The sequence below is a fragment of the Parapedobacter sp. GCM10030251 genome (assembly GCF_042666505.1).
GTDB lineage: Bacteria > Bacteroidota > Bacteroidia > Sphingobacteriales > Sphingobacteriaceae > Parapedobacter.
On record NZ_JBHTDN010000008.1, the window covers coordinates 175,522 to 195,248 of the forward strand.

At 41.8% G+C, this 19,727-nt stretch carries 14 protein-coding genes and 1 pseudogene; 12 read left to right on the plus strand and 3 right to left on the minus strand.

Annotation, left to right across the window (positions count from 1 at the left end):
• Positions 1-12: 12 nt before the first annotated feature.
• Positions 13-1,368 (minus strand): RagB/SusD family nutrient uptake outer membrane protein, encoded by a 1,356-nt coding sequence (locus ACFQRK_RS19340; protein WP_379009657.1) that lies wholly within the window; start codon positions 1,366-1,368, stop codon positions 13-15.
• A gap of 17 nt (positions 1,369-1,385) precedes the next feature.
• Positions 1,386-4,346, minus strand: coding sequence for a SusC/RagA family TonB-linked outer membrane protein (locus ACFQRK_RS19345; protein ID WP_379009658.1), 2,961 nt, complete (start codon positions 4,344-4,346; stop codon positions 1,386-1,388).
• Between the two features lie 916 nt (positions 4,347-5,262).
• On the opposite strand from ACFQRK_RS19345, the gene ACFQRK_RS19350 reads away from it, so the two are divergent.
• The 10 genes from ACFQRK_RS19350 (at position 5,263) to ACFQRK_RS19395 (ending at position 17,732) form a co-directional block, all read left to right on the plus strand.
• Entirely contained in the window at positions 5,263-5,859 is a 597-nt protein-coding gene (locus ACFQRK_RS19350; RefSeq protein ID WP_379009659.1) for a hypothetical protein, read from the plus strand.
• Positions 5,860-6,369: 510 nt separating this feature from the next.
• Positions 6,370-7,071: an HNH endonuclease gene (locus ACFQRK_RS19355; protein WP_379009662.1), complete on the plus strand. Its 702-nt coding sequence runs from the start codon at positions 6,370-6,372 to the stop codon at positions 7,069-7,071.
• A gap of 1 nt (position 7,072) precedes the next feature.
• Entirely contained in the window at positions 7,073-7,438 is a 366-nt protein-coding gene (locus ACFQRK_RS19360; RefSeq protein ID WP_379009664.1) for a hypothetical protein, read from the plus strand.
• Between the two features lie 2 nt (positions 7,439-7,440).
• Positions 7,441-8,325 (plus strand): putative phage abortive infection protein, encoded by an 885-nt coding sequence (locus tag ACFQRK_RS19365; protein WP_379009666.1) that lies wholly within the window; start codon positions 7,441-7,443, stop codon positions 8,323-8,325.
• 8 nt (positions 8,326-8,333) lie between these two features.
• Positions 8,334-9,188: a restriction endonuclease gene (locus tag ACFQRK_RS19370; protein WP_379009668.1), complete on the plus strand. Its 855-nt coding sequence runs from the start codon at positions 8,334-8,336 to the stop codon at positions 9,186-9,188.
• A gap of 66 nt (positions 9,189-9,254) precedes the next feature.
• Positions 9,255-11,903, plus strand: a complete 2,649-nt coding sequence (locus tag ACFQRK_RS19375; RefSeq protein ID WP_379009669.1) for a sensor histidine kinase — start codon at positions 9,255-9,257, stop codon at positions 11,901-11,903.
• Positions 11,900-14,182, plus strand: a complete 2,283-nt coding sequence (locus ACFQRK_RS19380) for a hypothetical protein (protein ID WP_379009672.1) — start codon at positions 11,900-11,902, stop codon at positions 14,180-14,182. The genes ACFQRK_RS19375 and ACFQRK_RS19380 overlap by 4 nt, the downstream gene beginning before the upstream one ends.
• On the plus strand, positions 14,172-15,326 hold the full coding sequence (locus ACFQRK_RS19385; protein WP_379009674.1) for a DNA cytosine methyltransferase: 1,155 nt from the start codon (positions 14,172-14,174) through the stop codon (positions 15,324-15,326). Before ACFQRK_RS19380 ends, ACFQRK_RS19385 begins: the two co-directional genes overlap by 11 nt.
• A 308-nt stretch (positions 15,327-15,634) precedes the next feature.
• A complete protein-coding gene (locus ACFQRK_RS19390; protein WP_379009675.1) occupies positions 15,635-16,792 on the plus strand; it encodes a DNA cytosine methyltransferase in 1,158 nt (385 codons plus the stop codon).
• Positions 16,776-17,732 carry a DUF4928 family protein gene (locus tag ACFQRK_RS19395; protein WP_379009677.1) on the plus strand — a complete coding sequence of 319 codons (957 nt, stop codon included), beginning with the start codon at positions 16,776-16,778 and terminating at the stop codon, positions 17,730-17,732. Before ACFQRK_RS19390 ends, ACFQRK_RS19395 begins: the two co-directional genes overlap by 17 nt.
• Positions 17,733-17,755: 23 nt before the next feature.
• Here the strand turns inward: ACFQRK_RS19395 and ACFQRK_RS19400 are convergent, their stop codons facing one another.
• On the minus strand, positions 17,756-18,205 hold the full coding sequence (locus ACFQRK_RS19400; RefSeq protein ID WP_379009678.1) for a very short patch repair endonuclease: 450 nt from the start codon (positions 18,203-18,205) through the stop codon (positions 17,756-17,758).
• Positions 18,206-18,713: 508 nt separating this feature from the next.
• On the opposite strand from ACFQRK_RS19400, the gene ACFQRK_RS19405 reads away from it, so the two are divergent.
• Positions 18,714-19,064, plus strand: coding sequence for a hypothetical protein (locus ACFQRK_RS19405; protein ID WP_379009680.1), 351 nt, complete (start codon positions 18,714-18,716; stop codon positions 19,062-19,064).
• A 155-nt stretch (positions 19,065-19,219) separates the two neighbouring features.
• Positions 19,220-19,727, plus strand: a pseudogene (locus tag ACFQRK_RS19410) (IS21 family transposase); the annotation flags it as partial.

The following is a 19,727-nucleotide window of genomic DNA, read 5'->3' on the forward strand; positions in this document are numbered from 1 at the left end:
CATTATCGATCATTATCGTTCGTTTTGAGCTATTCCCGTTGCCTGGACTATGTAGTCGGGGATGGGCAATACATAGCGCGGGTCATTTGGAGGCAACGTATAGGTAACACCATTAATTGAACGGCTCAGCACCTCCGCGCGTTCGGGATCAAGATTGAGGCGACGTAGGTCCATCCATCGCGCCCCTCTGGCGATCAATTCTTTTCGTCGTTCAAGCAACACCAAATCCAGTATGTCTTTGGGGTTTGATAGATCGATCTGCGGGAATGAGCCATTTACATACCGCTTTTCCCACAGCGTGTTCAGATCGGCTAAGGCAACCTCGGTATTTCCGGAACGTACTGCACATTCGGCACGTACCAGAAGCATTTCAGCCACGGTGGTGCCGTGGAAAGAAAGGCCGCTCCCCAAGTAGCTGCCCCTAAACCCCATCGACCCATCGGGTTTCTGAATAAAGAAAACAGATCTTCTGAGATCGTTCGATGCATAACGCTCCATTACTTCGTTAGGCACCGATCCGATATTCCGATTCAGGGGGCCATATACGGGAAACAATGTTGAGGACAGGATAATCTCTTCGTTGTAAGGTGTTATTGGGTAAGTTGGCGTTGTATTGATGGCATTAAAATCAAGCAGCTTATTCTGAAACTGCAATGCCGAATCTGCATACAAGCCTGCTTTTTCATAATCGTGCATAACCAGGTAGCACCGAGCCAGGGCAGCGAAAGCGGCGGGTCTGGACGTCTGCCTGATATCCAAAGGCAGGTCATCAAGTTTCAGCGATGCGATGGTCAGGTCTCGGATTATCTGATCATACGTTTGCCTCAAACCCGCTCTTGACGTCTTCTCGTTCACATCGGCCGTCAGCCGCAGGGGAATTCCCATATGGCTGTCTACGGTTAACGGGTCGTAGGGTGCCGCAAACAGTTGCGCCATATTGAAAAACGCCTTTGCGCGGAAAAATAACGCTTCGCCGTGCAGAACATCCCACAGTCTTTGTTGAGAAGGCGTGGGGTTAATGTTGGCGAGGGTTTCCAGCGCAACGTTGCACTGCAGCACCTGTTGATAGGTGTTGTCCCATTCTACGATGGGGTTAGCGCCTTCATAGATGTCCTTTGCCCAGATTATTCCGTTTCTTTCAAGCGCTTGCCGTGCATTGTAAGCCACGTCACTGATTTCATATTCCCCAGCAGACAACTCGGCCAATCCGATGTTGTCGTAACGTAGCAGGTTATTGTTCAGCAAGGCGCGGACGTCTTCCAGTTTGGACGGTATCGTGAGGCTGATGTCCCGCTTTATGGAAAGCCAATCGTCATTGCAACTCATCAAGAGCGCAATGCATGGTAAAAGGAATGCTTTAAATTTCATGATCATTGGATAACGGATTAGAATTGAGCTGATAGTCCCACCGAAAAACTGCGCGGTTGGGGCAATACATCGCCGGCATAGTCGGGGTCTATGCCGTGCTTATTCGCGCGCCACAATACCCCTATGTTATTCGCATACAGATAAACGCGAAGCTGGCTTAACCCCATTCGCTGTACCGGCTTAGTGGGCAGCACATAGCTGAATTGTATGTCCTGAAACCGGATATGGTCGCCCTTTTCTACCAATATGGAAGCATTGCTGTAAAAATTATCGCTTCCTGCAACAAGCGGATATATACGGGCAGGTACGTTTGTTTTACGCTCGTCTCCCGGCTGCTGCCATCTGCTTGCGTAATCCGCATGTCCATCCTGGCTAGCGTACAAATAGTCATAGCGAATGGAAGAACGCCGGAAATAGTAGCCCAATTTGTAGGTGATATTGAAGGAGAGGGAAAAATCCTTGAATGAAACCGTATTCCGGAAAGCCCCGAACCAGGACGGCGTTGCCCGGCCGTGGTATTGAAGAGAATCGATCGTTGCCGTTTGCGAAATAGCCACATAGTTGCTGCTCGGCACCCCATTTACGTAGCCGAGCGGAGCGCCCGTCTCACTATCCAAACCGGCCCAAGGATAGCTGTACACCGAAAATAGCGGCTTGCCCGTTGTCGGCGTAAAGCCCCCTCCGGTGAGGCTCCCATCCCCAAAATATAGGCTAATGTTCGATGGGAGTACTTCGTATCTTGTGATTTTGTCTGTCGTGAAGCTAGCCATTAAGGTGCTGCTCCATTGCACCCGGCTTCGCACAGGGCGAACAGTGAGTTCGACATCCAGTCCCCTGCCTTGCATATTGGCCAGGTTTCCTTTAAACCGCGTAGTCCCCGTAGTAGGTTCAAGCGGTCCAAATCCAAGCAGGTCGGTGCCCCACTTTTTATAGAAGTCGACACTTCCAGTGAGGACGTTTTCTGACACGCCAAAATCTATTCCCAGATTAAGTTGCGCCATCCGCTCACCACGCAAGTCCGCATTGGGCAATGAATTGATGGAAGCATAGGTAAGGCCGGTTGCGCTTTCCAGTTGATAGCGAGCGGTGGTGTAGGCAGTCACTGTGTTGTCTATATTGCCGTTGTACCCATAGGTGACACGCACACCCAACCGGGGCAGCCAGCTAACGGCGTAAAAGTTTTCCCTCGCTACATCCCATTTCATGCCGGCAGACCACAAGGGTATGGACCGCTGATTCGCCCTCACACCAAAAAGATTCGATTGGTCTATACGGGCACTCAATGAAAACGCATAGCGCCGCATCAGCGAATAGGCCCCATTGAAATAATAAGAACGAAAGCGATCCACAGTTGCCGAGATCGAATTAGCCGACGGAATGGTTGACCAACTACCCGTTGGGTATTGCCGGAATAAGCTGTCGTGGTTTACCGGTTGTGCAAGCCCCGTAGCCGGGTCGAAACCATACAAGATCTGGCTGCTTCCCGCACCGCGGGCCTGTCTTAGTTCCATACCCGCCAGCAGCGTAAGCGTATGTTGGTCTTTTTCCAACTGATAGTCCAGTTGAAAACGACCGCTATGCGCCGATAGGCGCTGGAATCCCTGCGCTAAGTAAGCACCCTTCGGCAGATTATGCATTACGCCGTTTGAACCTACCACCGAAAACATATTAATCAAGTTGCGGGTGAAATAGGTATCCTCGCTGAAAAGACTGCTAGACGGGCTTTCTTGGCGCTGGTATTGGTAGAGAATAGATGTTCTGAAACCACTAAACCAAGTGTAATCAATGCGGTTATCGATGCGGAAATGCTGAGTATTACGTTGTTGATCGGCAAAGCGTAGTTCATCGAGTGGTATGTAGCGCCAGTCCAACAAGCCCATCCCTTCAGCAGCTTCGGCAAAAGATAACCGATGGTTACGGGCAACGGGCAAGTGATTTCCCTGATCATCGATAAGGCGGGTATATGGCGCACTATTTCTGATATCCTGAAGTGCATTGTTCAACCGGGCTTGGCTATACGAATAGAAGATTCCATTTTCAATGGTGAGGTTGCGTATCGGCTGCAAAGTTTGCTGGGCGGATAGATTTACCCGATCGTCTTTATTGCCTACCCTTTCAGAGCGATTTTTGTCAAATCCGCCACTTAGGTTGTATTGATGCCTTTCGCTCCCCCCACGAATTGCCAGCGCGTACTGTTGCTTAATTGATGGGTGGTAGAAATAGTTGGCAAGATCATCTCGGAGGTCGCTGCCTTTTAGGGATTCCAAGCGAATCAGTTTTTCACTTTCCGAAATCATCGGATCATCCAATAGTTCCGCGACCAGGCTCACCACCGGATAAGCAACATGGTCATCCAGTTTGGCGCGGTAATAACCTTGCTGGTAGAGGAATTCCTCTACATCAACCAAGTCTGCCGAACTAATCTGAGGCAGGTAAAAGAGGTTGGGCTTTGTGCCAAAGGTCAGGTTGCCGTTAACGCTGATCTGTGTTGGCTGATTTGCCCGCCCCTTTTTTGTGGAAATGACGATAACGCCATTGCCCGCCCTTACGCCCCAGAGACTTGCAGCTGCGGCGTCTCGGAGGATGGACACGCTTTCGACGTCATTGGGATTAATGTTTCGAAGGTCGCCTTCATAAGGGAAGTTATCCACGACGATCAGTGGATCGGCGTTTGCAAATATGGTGCTGCGCCCACGGATGCTGAGCTTTGGTTCTCCTCCCGCTCTTTCGTCGAAAAGCAAAGAAGGAGCGACTCCCTTAAGCCGGCTGATGATATCTGTACTGACTGAACGGTTCAGCAGCGCGCTATCCACGAATACGAAACTTCCCGTCGCGCGTTCTTTAGGCATTCGTTGGTAACCCGTATTGACCTGAACCTCCTCAATAGCGAGTGTGTCATGTACCGATTTCAATGTATCTGGAAAATTGCCCGGCGTCGCAGCCCCGGACTCCTCCGGGGACTGCGCGCGGGCTTCCAAACACATGATCGTTAAGACAGCCAATAGGCTGTTATATCTTGGCTTTAGGCATCTAAAGATACAAATAATTTGGGTATAGCAACCCCTTAAGCGTAAATTTCGCTTCATTTTTTGTTGGTTATGAACGGTTTAAGAAAGATTTTCTTCAAAAACCGACGTCTGCGCCAACGAAAAACAGTTCAAAAACTTGCAAATTTGGAAAGAAGCGTCTACCTTTAGAGTGCACTATTTATTAACCGAAGGCAAACAACCGCTCCCACCTAAGCAAACAATGCAGTTTTCTTATGGCGCAGGGTCGGTGCTACCGGGTAGCGGCCATGGGCTTTTTATGCCATTGGCAAGCCTAGCTTAACGCCTTGCTTTTGCTATCCGATATGTCTTTCGGTCGCTCCTATTCAGGAGCGCGTTTGAGATTTTTTGTGCGTGCTTTGAAAGTGAATATGCTCGGCCGTGAGGTAGAGCGCAGTCGTGTAGCTTCAGCAGCGGGGTTGCTGCGGAATGTGGCTAGTCGGTTTGGTGTTTTCGTTTTCATAATTTGATGATTTATGAAAACGATGAAACTCTAGAAGCCTAGGTATAGCTTTTGGCTAGAAACCAAGTAGGGCGAACCATCTTGCTTCTTGGCATGGTAACCACTACGAAACCAGTCATCGGGACTACACGAGACCCAGTTCTTGCACACAAGAAGACTTACAGACGGCCCGCCCTACTGGGAATTATTACAAAGATAACATATCCAGTAGATAAGTGGCGAACCGCAGTCCTCTCCTGTGCAAATGTAGTGGTTTTTTGCCGAGAGTGACATCGTTAGGAAGTGATTTTAACTCCTTCCTTAATTGTCGCTTTTCTAATATGGAACAAATATAATAATAATTCGAGAATCAAAAAATATGATACTCGATTTTTTTAAGAATTTATGAATGAATACAAGGTAGCCATAGATAATCTTGAAGCACTACGTATGTATGCGGGCCTTCATATGAATGAAATTGACAAATTCTTAGGCTTTAGCAAAGGTAAATATGCTAGGATAATTGCTGGTCAATCGTTAGAATTAAAAGACATTATCGCCATTTCGGGTTTGTACGATCTGCTTGCGATTGATATATTAAAGCCTAATTTAAAGATGCCCTCGTTAAGAAGATTACCAGAAAGAATAAGATCGATAGCACAAGAGAGAACGGGTAAAACACCTAGAAATCAAGAGAAGCGAGATGGAATTTACTATTGCGCCCTAATCCTGAATAGATATTTCAAAGTTGGAGAGGATTTCACGAATTCTCAAATAAAAGGTTATCTAAATAACGAATTAAAAAAAGCCTTCAAGGGTAAGTCGATAGAATGGGAGAAAAGTATTATTTCTGAGTGTATTCTCGATACGGAAACTACTCGACCGGGCAAGACCAAACCTGAAAATGTTTATAGGTTCGTGAAAGAGATACCTGCTGACATTGTTGAAAAGGCATTCGAGAAGATTGGCGATGATTGGTTGGAGGCAGGCAGACGAGGTTAAGTATTGCTATTCTATATAAAGCATGAATCTCCTGGAAAATAAAATTACTTGTGCTAAATTTTTCTTTTTGGTATATGTAGTAGTGTTATTCAGCTCTTGTGCAAGCTCAATGTCGCCTGTCAAACTGTACAATACACTACCTGATCTTACCAAAGCAAAATTCATCCCGCAGTCACAATTGGATAATGCCATCGAAAAAAACGGATGTAAATTTTTAGTAAGAGGAAGAGAGTACACCGCCCCAATAGGTTTAACCACTAAAGGTGATTTGAAAAATGGAGCAAAGGGTATCGACGAATGGGTCGAATTAGATGGCGGAAACGCGTATGTGCTCACGAATTATAATTGGAGAACTGTTGATGACCTCGGGTCAACCCAATGCAGATAGAATTTGATACGATGTTGTGCCCTTAAATTTACAGGGTATTAACCGGGGATAAATGATTGTGAGACGGACAACGAGAATAAAGGAAGTAATACAAGAGAAACGTACTAACCTGTTATGAATTAATGAGAAACCCGAAATGGCATAAGGATGAGTTGATACTCGCGCTCGACCTTTATTTCAAGATCGAGCCTGGGCAAATTCATGCTCAGAATCCGGCCATTATCGAACTTTCCCAAGTCCTGAATACCTTGCCTTTTTCCGAAGCAAAGACGGATGCGGAACGTTATCGCAATCCTAATGGGGTAGGGCTTAAGTTGAGTAATTTTCTGGCGATCGATCCAGATTATAAAGGTAAGGGCATGCAATCCTACAGTAGATTGGACGAGCAGGTGTTCAATGAATTTAAAAATAACCGGGCATTGCTTCGGCAGCTCGCAAACAATATCAGAGCTACGCTCGCGCAAGAAAATCTCGTCGAGGAGTTAAAAGTGCCCATAACGGAGGACGAGGAAGAAGACGAGTATTCTGCACCAGAAGGGGAACTGCTTTATAGGCTTCACCGTTACCGCGAACGCAATCGGGCGCTTGTCAATAAAAAGAAAAAAGAACATTTAAAAAAGCATGGTTCGCTTGCTTGCGAGTTATGCTCCTTTGATTTTGAAAAGACCTACGGCGATGTCGGCAAGGGCTTCATCGAATGCCATCACCGCACACCGTTGTCTGAATTAACACCGGATACAAAAACAACATTAAGTGACCTTATGCTCATCTGCTCGAATTGCCATCGGATAGTGCATAGGGGGTGGAATATTTTAAAAGAATAAAATGAGGACGAATCATCTCTATATTAATCTCGTAATTGGCTTTTTAATATTTATCTCATTAGCTATAACTGCCTATTTCCTATGTAGACTAAATGAACAATTTACTTATGTGAAAGGAGAAATTGAGATGGCAGAAACAGGTCAAGTTGGAGATTTTATCGGAGGGACTGTAGGAACAATTATTTCATTGGGCGCTTTGATTTTAGTTTACATAACATATTTAAATCAAAGGGTTGAAAATGAAAAAAGCAAAATTGATGAAAAATTCTTTAATATGATCAACCTCCATAAGGCCAATGTGTCTGAAATGGAATATATTAATCCATATGATCCAACTGAGGATCAGAGAAACTTAAAACGAGGTTGAAAATGACCGAGAAAAAGCTAAAAGTAAGAAACCGATATGGGCGCAATACTTTCGACTTTGTTTTAACTCAGATAATACAATGTTACGAGGATTTAGAGCCTTTTTTTAATAAGCTTGGGATCGAAGATGTCACCAATGAAAAACGACTCTCCGATATAAAGTTAATAACGCAATCCAGAACGAAAATAAATCCGATCCACTGGATAAGGATGGATTTTGCCTACATAATCACCTTTATGGGACTTAGTGAACCCGGACAAAAGGCAATTGAAAGTGTTTTTTCAAAGTTTTATAGCAGTAGCTTTGTGAAGAGTATCTTATTTTTCCTTTCCAAAAAGCCGCATAAAGATTCGATATATTATTCAAATTGGAAAGCACTTTGTAAAAATAACTTTTTAAAGGGTGCAATTGTCGATGATTTTCAAAGTGTTTTTAAACCAGACGGTTCTGTGCATAATGATCTAAATTTCAACACACTAGTGTCGGAAGAGGGTAAATATTACAGATTTTATGGTGGGCACCAATATAAACTTAGCCATTACTTTCGCCACTTGTATCAAATCGTTAAATATTTCAATGGTCAAAAGGTATTGACTTATGAGGAAAAGTACAAGTACGCCTCTATCCTTACTGCCCAACTGTCAACGCCTGAACAGATACTGTTTTTTGTCAATTCAATTTCGACCCTAGGTTTGGAATGGGAATTAGGAAAAATTATATATGATGATATAAATGATTATTTAATTACTAAATATAACTTAATACGGAATATACATGATATAACACTGAACGGAAAAATTGACATCAGATCGTTTTATCCGGAGGTAGTTTTTCAGTTTGAAGAATATCCCAACGAGAGGGACTCTCTTAAAAGAGATTTTAAATAACAGTTTAATTGCATAAAAATAACGGCAATACGGCGAAGGGAAATATGACCTGGCAAGAATACCAAACGGCAGTTTCGACGCTCTATGATAAAATGGATTTAATGGGGCGTTTGAGCTATAATGTGCGGCGTACCGATAAAATTACCGGCCAGAAAAGACAGATTGATGTCTGGTGGGAAATTAACATTGGTGGACACGTTATTAATATTTTGATTGATGCCAAATTTAACAAGACTGTAATTGATGTTAATGAAATTGATTCAGTCGCGTCACTAGCAGAATCCGTTAATGCAAATAAAGCAATCATTGTTACCAATAACGGATACACCGATCCTGCTTTAAAAAAAGCCGCGTTTTTAGGCATGGATGTAAAGATTCTTACGACTGAAGAGGCATTGAATCTTACAGTTCCAAATAAATGGATGATGTGTTATGACTGCAATGATGAATGTGTGGTTCTTGATCTGGATGGAGTATTATTTTTGGAAAATGCTGGTCTATTTTTTAATTGGTACGCAGGACGCTGTCGGAGATGTAAATGCTTATATCTTTTTTGTCCACAATGTGGAACTCGGGTAATACTGGATGATGATACTTCATTTGATTGTGGATGTAAGCATACCTGGAAAATAGAACCGACGAACCTTCAAATCAAATTTCATCAATCAAAATCTTATATTAAAATTGATGAATTTCCAAAGGCACCAACAGCTTTTTTGCTTTGGCTTGAAGGTCATTCATCCAATTCTCCAAATTTGCTTGATAAATGGGTATTGATTAGATCAGACCAAAATAACGATTACTTATTCAGACTGGACCAGAATTATAACCTATTAAAAATTCCAATACTGTCAAGTTTTTAGCTTTTTTAGCCTGAGACAGGGTGGACTATAAAATTCTATCTTTGTAAGGTTCCAAAACATCAAAACATGAGATTCAGTTATAACTCACGCATAATAAAGCACTTAGGTTATGAATTAATAACCTCCGATGAAGTGGCTATTACTGAACTTATTAAAAATTCGTATGATGCTAAAGCTTCAAAGGTCAATATCCACTTTTTGTCAGACTTAAAGGGCTTTAAAAAGAAATCTTCGATACAGCCAATATCCGATGAACTCATTAAGATTATTGCAGGTGCTGATTATGGGATCATTGTAATCGAGGATAACGGAAAAGGAATGTCTTACGAGACATTGAAAAATGGATTTTTTGAAGTAGGTGGTACATTAAAGAAAAAAGAAAAAGCGGCGGCGTCTGATAAAGATGCGATAATTTTAGGGGAAAAGGGCATCGGACGGTTAGCGGCCCAACGAATTAGCCCGGTGTTGATTGTGGAAACATCTGTTGGTGGAAGTAATTTAGGAGATGTTGTTTATGTAGAGTGGGACAAATTTGTCAATTCATCACATGCGGAGGCTCCGGAACATAAATGCCCTAATTTAACCGGTAAGTCTTATACTCGTTTATGGTTAATAGGCACGGCAGAAAAACCAATAGAATTTGAAAAATTTTTTACGAGACAGGAAAATTTCGTTCGGGATATTTTCGGTAATCTAGGAGAAAGCCTTGGGACACAACTATACGTGAAAAATGAGTTACATAGTGCTCTCAGTTTTCTTTATTCGCCATTTGAAGACAATAAGAGTATTTTAGATTTATCTATTTTTTTTAATGGGGAAAAAATTCTTCATGATTTTAACTATAACATTGTTAAAATAGCTGAATCGATCCATAGTTTGACCACAGAGTTCATAAAAGATGAGTCCGGAGAAGTTATAGATTTAGCACTAGATCTCCGTATGGATGTTAAACCTTGGTTTCTTGAACGTATTCATCACAGGGAACTAGGACGTGTACTCTACCAAGACTGGAAGCGCCCCCATACATTCTATTCAGAATTGTTAAAAAAATATCAAGAGCATTTCACGAAGAGTCTTTCAGAAAAAATTTATTTATCGGATGCACTAAAAAAATGGAGTAAGAAATACTCTAGAAAGCTAGAAAAAAACACCTTAGATGCTTTGGTTAACTTAGCGCCACTAGAAGCGAAAATTTACTCCTTCAAGAGAGAAAAGGCGTTGATATCAATGGCTATCTCTTCCGCGGTTGACAATGGTTTTATCGATAACGGGCAATCGGACATCAATTCCGACTTTAGCAATTTCTTAGGTATCCATAATGGTATAAAATTATACAGAAATTCTTTTCGAATTGGTACTATAGGTAATAAAGATAACGACTGGCTTAAACTACAGCAAAAAAGAACAACAGGGCAACAGTTTTACAGGTTCGAGCTTGGTAATGTCATTGGGTTTATTAAAATTAATGACAAGAAACAAGAGTATATTTATGAGACTAGCTCAAGAGAAAATCTGACAGACAACCTTTATGTTGATTCCTTACAAATTCTTTTGAGTGAGGTCATCGAGATATTTTCTCCTGGGTTTAATAAAAGAGCAGTCGAGATCGCAAAATATATATTAGATCTCGAGGGCTTGATCCCAGAAAATAATACCGAAGAAATAGAAGATGAAGTAAGAAAATCGAAAGAAGTTCTTGAGGCAGCAAAGAAAAACTTACAAGCGATTAATGAGGCTTTCTCTGTTATCAATGACAACATTGCCTTGGATGATCCTAATAAGATATCTACTATACAAAAGATATTTAAGGAATTAGAGACCGTAACTATAAATTTCGAACAGAATATAAACGATACAAATCGATCGTTTGAAAGTGCAAACAACTTAATCGAAGTCGCACGACAACATCAGAAGCGAATAAAGACCGAGGCTTATAATAATTACAAGTTAATGGCAAATGGCCTTGTTACTGAGGTTATTACCCATGAGCTACATTCGTTGTTAAGTAATTCGGGGGATGAAAACAAGACCTATGCTGACCATTTTACAACCCTCGAAGACTATTTTCTGGATCGCGAAGAATACGGAATTAATAGAGAACACTTGCTCCCCGTAAAGACTAAATTCAATCATTTGTATGCGCGGATGGGTGATCTCAGTAAATTTTATTCATTTCTCGAAAAGACATTTATTTATAAGGGAAATAGCGAGGATTTGGAGCCGGTCAATGTACGAGAAGAGCTTCACGAAATTACAGATCGATTTAAGTTCAGATTGAATAGACATAAAATTAATATTGATATTGATACTGTCTCAAATATTTGGGAGGTACCGAAGGGTTCCCTACTTCATGTTTTTTATAATCTCATCGACAATTCAATTTATTGGATTAAACAACGACAAAAGCAAGCCAAGAAAAATACCCAGTTCAAAAAGGATGGGACCGACACCATTTCTGTGCGTACGATTGATTCGAATACGATTCAATTTTCTGATAGTGGGACAGGAGTTCTGGAAAAGTATCAGCACACTTTGTTCAACGAAATGGAATCTGGTAAGGAGGACGGTGGCAGAGGAATGGGGCTTTATATCGTTCGTCAGTTTTTGAAATCTTTTGGAGGTGAAATAGAGCTATTGCAACCCCTAAATCCTTATGATAACCGGTATATATTTGAAATAAGAATGAGCTCAAGTTTTGAGGAGGACCAACCGTGAATTTGTTTAACAACCTAATCAGAGGCCTTAAGGCTTTTACAGCAGTAATTATCGAGAATGCTTTTGTGTACGAGGATGATGCAGAAAAGATTTTAGGCAAATTTTGTTTATTGCCAGTGAGGGATCAGGAGAAAATCTTACGACAATTGAAAGAGAAGGGCTTCGATTCTTTAGTGGCAAACCTTAATAGTTTTAATGAACTTTTCCAAAAAACCAATAGAGATAGAAATTTGGAAGAAGACATGCCCGCAACGGAATACTTTAAGCGTTATCTTGGGAAAATTGGAGCAAATGAATTAGATTACGACAGAACTGTTACAAATATAGCTCAGATTTACAAAGACAATGGCGACGACAGAATCAATGACATCCTACTTAAGTTTGGCATTTTTAAAAGTATTGACGAAGCCTCATATACTGAGCTAATCGACACCTTTAAGAAAACACCTGGCCTATCTCTGCTTTTTTACAGGGCGCAACCATCGGTTAGTCAGACGGAAGAATTTTATCAAGACATTGAAATATCAATGGAAGAGACCGAGAGTCAATTTTGTCTTGCGATAATTGACAAAAAACTCGGCACAGGGGACAGTGGAGAAGAGGGAAAGAGCTTTATTAAAGAGAATATTATCAATCGAAACCAAATAAAAGATAAAAAAATTGTTTGCTGTTTGTATACCACTACTCCCGAAAACGGGCCTCTAGAATCGTTTGATCACTATTTTATCCAAGAAATAGCAAAGGATGCCGACAACAAATTTGAGCAATTAGCGAAGAGTCTTACTAACGCGGCATATGCGGCCATATTTGATAAGTTGAGATATCAATATACACTAAGTGCGCAAAACGCGCTAAATATGGTTTTATTAAATCAGAAAAACATAAAATATATAATTGAACATTCGTACCTCGAAGGCATACCTGGGATTGAGGCTATAAAATATTGGTTCAATTTGGCTCAACAATATCAATTTGAAATCGAAGAAATAAATGCTTTAAATTTCTTTTCCGGTATTGTGAGCTTTTTTGACAATGAGCATCTGGATGACCATCCTCACATTGGGAAAATCGGAGAGAGCCTAAAACAACTTAACTCTTTTGAACTATTTGACTATAAAGTAAATTCAAAATATTTGCCCATAGCCCCGGGTGATATCTGGCAAATTGGCGATGAGTATTATATTTTAATGGGGCAACTTTGCGATTTGTTGTTGAGGAGTAACAACAAGCGTAACGCAAAATTCGGAGAGCTGTTAAAAGTAGAAATTGTCGATTTACCGCAACGATCGGAAAAATTCAGCATAGATATAACCGGAAATAGAAAATTAATTACTATCCAAAATTTTCCGAAAGGACCTGGGGATTTTTGTAGTATCACAGTAGATGTAGCAACAGGTACAACGGAGTTTGCAGATTTGGAAGCTCTGGATTTAGCTATGTTTAACAGTGATGGTAATGCAATAATAGACTTGAATGATGGTGTTACTGTCGAAGCTCTAAGAACGCTCCCATCAAATTTCGCAGATTATTATGTAGATATAAGGGAGAAATACCGCAGTTTGAAGGAAACAACTTCAAAAGTGGATAGGTCTATTTTTGAATTTGCCAATAACAATATAAAGTTTTCTAAAATTCGATTTACGGAAAAAAGCGGTGTCATTGATTTAGGGTTTAGAAGAGCTGGTCGATTAAAGGGCCGATTCTATGATTCCACATATAATAATTTCTTAAACAACAAAGGTCGAATAGATTTGAATCTAATTGATAACTCTCCAGAGCACGTGTCTACGGTAAAACTTGAATGTTCGTTTGTACATACGGACAGCCCGACTCATACATTTGAACAGGCAAATCTTTGGTTCAATAGCAGTGGATTCTATTTCAAAAGACAAGATCTTATGCCCACACTCCCAGGAGGGTTTAAGCCAATTTTGAATTATTGTTCTACTGAATTGAAGATGGGGGATCAACGTCAATATATACTTACAAAAGTCGACGAGGGAATATTTAGTCTCCAGCTTAAGTATATGATAAACGACGACACTTTTCAAGGAAAGCCCCATTACAGTTACAAATCACTTTTCGGTGAACCGAAACCTGAAATAAATCCTAAATTTAAAGTCGAGGGAGAAGACGAATCCTCGTTCATTGGTGATAACGGGCACGCCTCAGTATCCCTAAGCATTGAGCAATTAAATAAAGGAGTCATTGTGTACGAGAAAAAGTTGAAACTCCAATTTGTCAACGGTATATTATCCAGAACTAACATTGAAGAATAAAATTAATATAATTTCACTATTTTCTGGTGGGGGATTCCTTGATTTAGGATTCATGAATCAGGGTTTTCAAGTAAACGAAGCTGTTGAATTTCATCAGCCATTTGTAGATTCGTATAATTACGGCTTAAATAACTATGTTAAGAAGTCTCAAAAAGAAGTGTATAAAAAGCGTATAATTACACATAATAAGATCGAAACTTCTCTAGATGCAACAAACAAAAACACTCAAAAAAAATTAATTGATGATTATAGGGATATCGCCGGAATCATTGGCGGTCCTCCCTGTCAAGATTTTTCTGTCGGGGGAAAAAACGCAGGTGTAGAAGGTCATCGGGGCAAGCTAATTTACACATATCGTGATATCGTCAATCAGGTTAACCCCTTGTTTATTTTTTTTGAGAACGTAGCTGGTTTATACCGTACAAAACACCACCAAAGCGAGTTTTTCAATTTGAAAAACGAGTTGGAAAAAAAATATACATTATGGTTTGATATAATCAATGCCCTAGATTATGGCATTCCGCAAGACAGGCCAAGATTGGCATTGGTAGGATTTCGTAAAGACGTGATACAAAAGTTAATTGATAATGGTTTTAAATACTTAAGCGAACCTTATGAAGGGCACCTGAATGAGTTAGTTTTCAAATGGCCGCAGCGAAAATACGCAAAGGCGCGACAGGTCCTTTGGCCACGAAAATGGGATTTCCAGTCAGAAATAAACGAAGACGAAGTTAAGAGAATCCCACAATTTTATTCCTCTCTTTTAATCAAAAATGCGTTTAGTGGATTAGACAATTCGACTCCAAACCAATTGGAGTGTTTTAATCCATACTCTAAGAAATTTTCAACAGTTGCTGAAGGCGATACATCTCGCAAATCATTTAAAAGGTTGCATCGCTACAGATATAGTCCTACAGTAGCATATGGTAATAATGAGGTACATTTACACCCAACGGAACCTCGCAGACTGTCTGTTCGTGAAGCTTTACGAATTCAAAGTGTTCCCGATAATTATATCCTTCCGAAAGAAGTGTCCTTGACCGATAAGTTTAAGCTAATTAGCAACGGTGTACCGACTCGAAAAGCCGAATTAATTGCTCAAGAAATTCGTAGAACATTGGAGAATTATTTTTCGTTGGCATAGGAGATGTATTTGCTGCGGATTTTTGACAGATTTAGTCGCAAGGAAACATCTTTATATGATAAAGAAGGTGCAAAGATCGAAAAGCTTAATTTCCCCCTGGAATTGTTGATACCGGTATCTGAGTGGAATATCCAATCTGTGACTTATATTAGGTATACTTAATAAACTAATATAATCCATAAATTTATCGGCGAAATTTTACGATTAGAGATAACAATTTGTTTTTGCTAAAAAAATTAGGTAATATTGCTTCGGGTACAGTGGGGTTAGCGAAAGCAAAATATCTAAAGATAAAAGAGAAAAGTTAAATGACGGGCACAAGCATAGATAAAACTGTAATCGAATTTTTTGCCGGAATAGGACTGATGCGTATGGGTCTTGAAAAGGGTGGATGGAAGGTCGAATGCGCAAACGATATAGATCCTGTGAAGAAAAGGTTGTACGTATCCCATTTTAAAAATAATAGCAGAGAATTTATACTTGATGATATTCATAGGCTCTCGTCCAACGATCTTCCCTCCTCATCTTTAGCAACAGCTTCGTTCCCATGCACAGACTTGTCGTTAGCCGGCAGGCGGGCTGGTTTGCAAGGGATACATTCGTCAGCTTTTTGGGGTTTCGTGAATATTTTAAAGAAACTTGGCAAGAAAAAACCGCCTTTGATACTGCTCGAGAACGTGGTGGGTTTTTTGACGTCGCATCAAGGGAAAGACTTTGAACAGGCCTTACTGGCATTAAACCAATTAGGTTATGCAGTAGATGCTTTTATTATTAATGCAGCTCATTTTGTGCCTCAAAGTCGAGTTAGGTTGTTTGTCGTCGGGAGCTTAACCGTAGGCAATTGCGGACGTTCCGCGTTTTGTTTGCCTGATAGCGAATTGCGGCCGCCTAAACTTCGTGAATTTATAACTAAAAATCCTCATATAGATTGGAATGTGAGAGCCGTTCTCCCAGAACTTCCTCGATTGGACAAACGCTTAGCTGATATCGTCGAAGACATTCCTAAAAATAATTCTGTTTGGTTTAGCAAACAACGGGTGGATTATTTATTGAACCAGACGTTCGAGCGTCATTTGAATAAAGTGTTAGATCAGAAGGAAAAAGACAATTACGAATATTACACAGCCTTTAGGCGTGTAAGGAACGGGAAGTCTATGGCCGAAATCAGGTTTGATGGAATCGCCGGTTGCTTGAGAACTCCAAAAGGAGGAAGCGCCCGGCAGATTCTTTTGCAAGTGGGGAAGGGTGAAATAAATATACGGTTACTGACTCCCCGCGAATGTGCTAGGCTGATGGGCGCAGATGACTTTACGCTGTCTGGAACATTCAATGAAGCGTTGTTCGGATTTGGAGACGCTGTGTGTGTTCCGGTGGTTTCTTGGATTGCAGAGAATTATCTAAATCCATTATTTTACGAGGCAGTCCCACGGAAAACTACTAAAATGAGATATGAAACAGCCATCTAACCAATTCCTCCAGTGGTATGATTCGCTTAAAATCGTCAAAGCCAACAAGGGACCTGCAAATGGAAGTATCGCTACAGCACTTGTTGTGCTTAACCGATTGATGGACGACTATAATTTAGATTTTAATGCTCATATTGCCGATGGTGGAATGCAAATTAAGGGGGCGAGTGGATCGGCGGTATCAGCAATATTGAAATCGTTTGGAGAAGAACGACCTTTTGCGAAAGAGGGTGGGAGAACAAACCGGGGTGGTCCGTCTGAAGTGAAAGCGCTGCTTAAGATGCTTCAGGAGTTAAGTCTTGAAAACTTGCCGAAAGAGACCCGAAACGAAGAGTTGATTAGTATGCAAGCTTTTCTTGTAGACAGGGTAAAAGATTACCATAATCGACAAAAGATAAAAATGATGTTTAATCCGGATTTCTCCACCTGGCATCTGGTAAATAACCTTCTAAATACGGCTATTTCGGAAGGAAAAGGCGGTTTTATCGCTCAGCATTTGGTAGGTGCCAAATTGCAACTTAGGTTTCCCGACATATCTATATCTAACGAATCTGCAAGCACAGCAGATTTACAGACGCAAAGACCAGGGGACTTTCTAATCGGACATACAGCGATTCATGTGACAATAGCGCCTATGCAAGCGTTATATGATAAATGTAAGCATAACATCACACAAGGGCTTAAGCCTTTTATACTCGTTCCTGACAGCCGGGTGGTGGGTGCGAGGCAGAATGCGGAACAGGTAAGTGAACAAAAGATTTCGGTCGAATCGATAGAATCGTTTGTCTCGCAAAATGTCAATGAATTAAGCGGTTTCAACAAGAATCAGCTAACTCATAGTTTCAGAGATCTCATATTGATTTACAACCAAAGGGTTGATGAGGTCGAGACGGATAAATCTCTAATGATTGAATTGCCCTCCAATTTAACAAATGACTAATTGGCTATTCAAATAGTTTCTCATCAATAATTTGCTGGATAAGGCACTCGGCCTTCTCCGGCGGTTTCGATATAGAGCTGGATTTGGTTGACGCATTTCTGCAGGTTCTTCCGTACGTCCTCACCCCAAAAGCGGAATACAGTGTATCCCGTGTTGATAAGCGCTGTGTTGACTTCTTTATCCCGCTGGATATTCCGTTCGATTTTGGGAATCCAGAAGTCGCGGTTGCTTTTGATGATTCCTTTGGTCTTCTCCCACTGGTGGCCGTGCCAGAACTCTCCATCCACAAAGATGGCTAACCGGTATTTGCGGATCACGATATCGGGTCTGCCGGGCAGATCTTTTGCATGGGTACGGTAGCGGATGCCCTTTGCCCAGAGTGCCTTGCGCAACAGCAACTCGGGCTTTGTATTCTTCGCTCGGATACGGCTCATGTTATAGGAGCGCTGCGGTGTAGTTGGGATGCGGGGCATGAGACAAAAGTAAGAAACTGTCGGAAATGCCTATATTGGCACTTTACCTAACTTCAAAACCTATGGGATTGTTTTTATTGATGAGACCAATATCGAGCATTCATTTACTTCGATCGCTCAAACGTTGTTGCTTAATAAATCGCTGAAGGTAAACGGAGCGGAGTATCGTTTTACCGAGATAGAGTTTTACTATTATTGTGAGAACCACAAGGATGGATACACGCACGTTCATAATATGGAAGCCGGAAAATGGCGCTTTCATAACCAGGGGTTTGACATCACCCTTCGCGGCGAAACTGATAGCGAATGAAAGTGAGAGTATTGCCCGAAGTAATAAAAAAAACACTACACTTGCTGTAAGAGATCATTATACCTTTAATTTAATTCCATCGAATGAAAAGACAGCTATGCGTTGCAATGCTTGGCATAATCTGCGGCTTGCCGTGCGCCTTTGCTCAACAGGAGTTTGGCCTAAAAGCAGGTGCCAATCTGAACTTCAACAAAACGTATGAAATGTACGACTCGTTCAGTGGCCGGACAACCACCGTTGGCCCGCGAACGGTTGCCCGGTTTATGGGGGGGTATTTACGGAAGTTTCAAAATTGCCGGCAAATTGTATGTCCAGCCCGAATTGTTGTATTCGCAGCAGTACCACAGGATCGAAAAGAGCGGGGAGGTCGATGGTGGGTACTGGCGCTCGGTGCTCAGCGGCAAGGTGGATTATTTGAGTATACCCGTTTTCTTGCAATACGAAGCGATAGAGGGACTGAAGATAGCGGCCGGCCCATTGTGGATATTCCGCTCCAATATGCACCACCGATTCCGGGGCAAAGTACACCAGTCTGTAAGGGTTGTTTAGGATTAGGTTGGTTTTCTGATTGATTTTCAGGGACTGCCATTCCGGCACAAAGTATACCAATAATTCCGCTGCAAAGTGCACCACTGGGGATTTAGGATTGCATAAGTTAGGGGTCGAACAAGATTCCTAGCGACATGGCAAACAAACCCCTTAGCATGCACAAGATAAGACAGCTATTATTGTTCCTGGACCGTGGCTTCTCCCAGCGGAACATAGAAAAGGAAACCGGCATCAACAGACGCACGATTGCCGGTTACCTGAAGCGGTTCGGGGAGAGCGGATTCAGCTTCCGCGAACTCCTGCTTTTTGAGGACAGCGAACTGGAGGTTTACCTGAATGCCGATAGACCGCCCCGTGAGCAGGCAGATCCCAGGCGCTCCGAACTGGAGGCGCTGTTCCCCTATATGCTATCCGAGCTGCGCAAAGTCGGCGTTACGCGCCTGCTTCTGTGGCAGGAATACATCAGGGACTATCCCGGGGGCTTCCAGTATTCCCGGTTCTGCGAACTGCTGCAGGAACATATCCTCTGGCAGGGTGCCACCATGCACTTCGAGCATGAACCCGGCAGGGTGCTCCAGGTCGACTTTGCCGGTGACATGATGCATTATGTTGACACCGCAAGCGGCGAGCTTGTGGCCTGCCCTGTATTTGTGGCCGTATTTC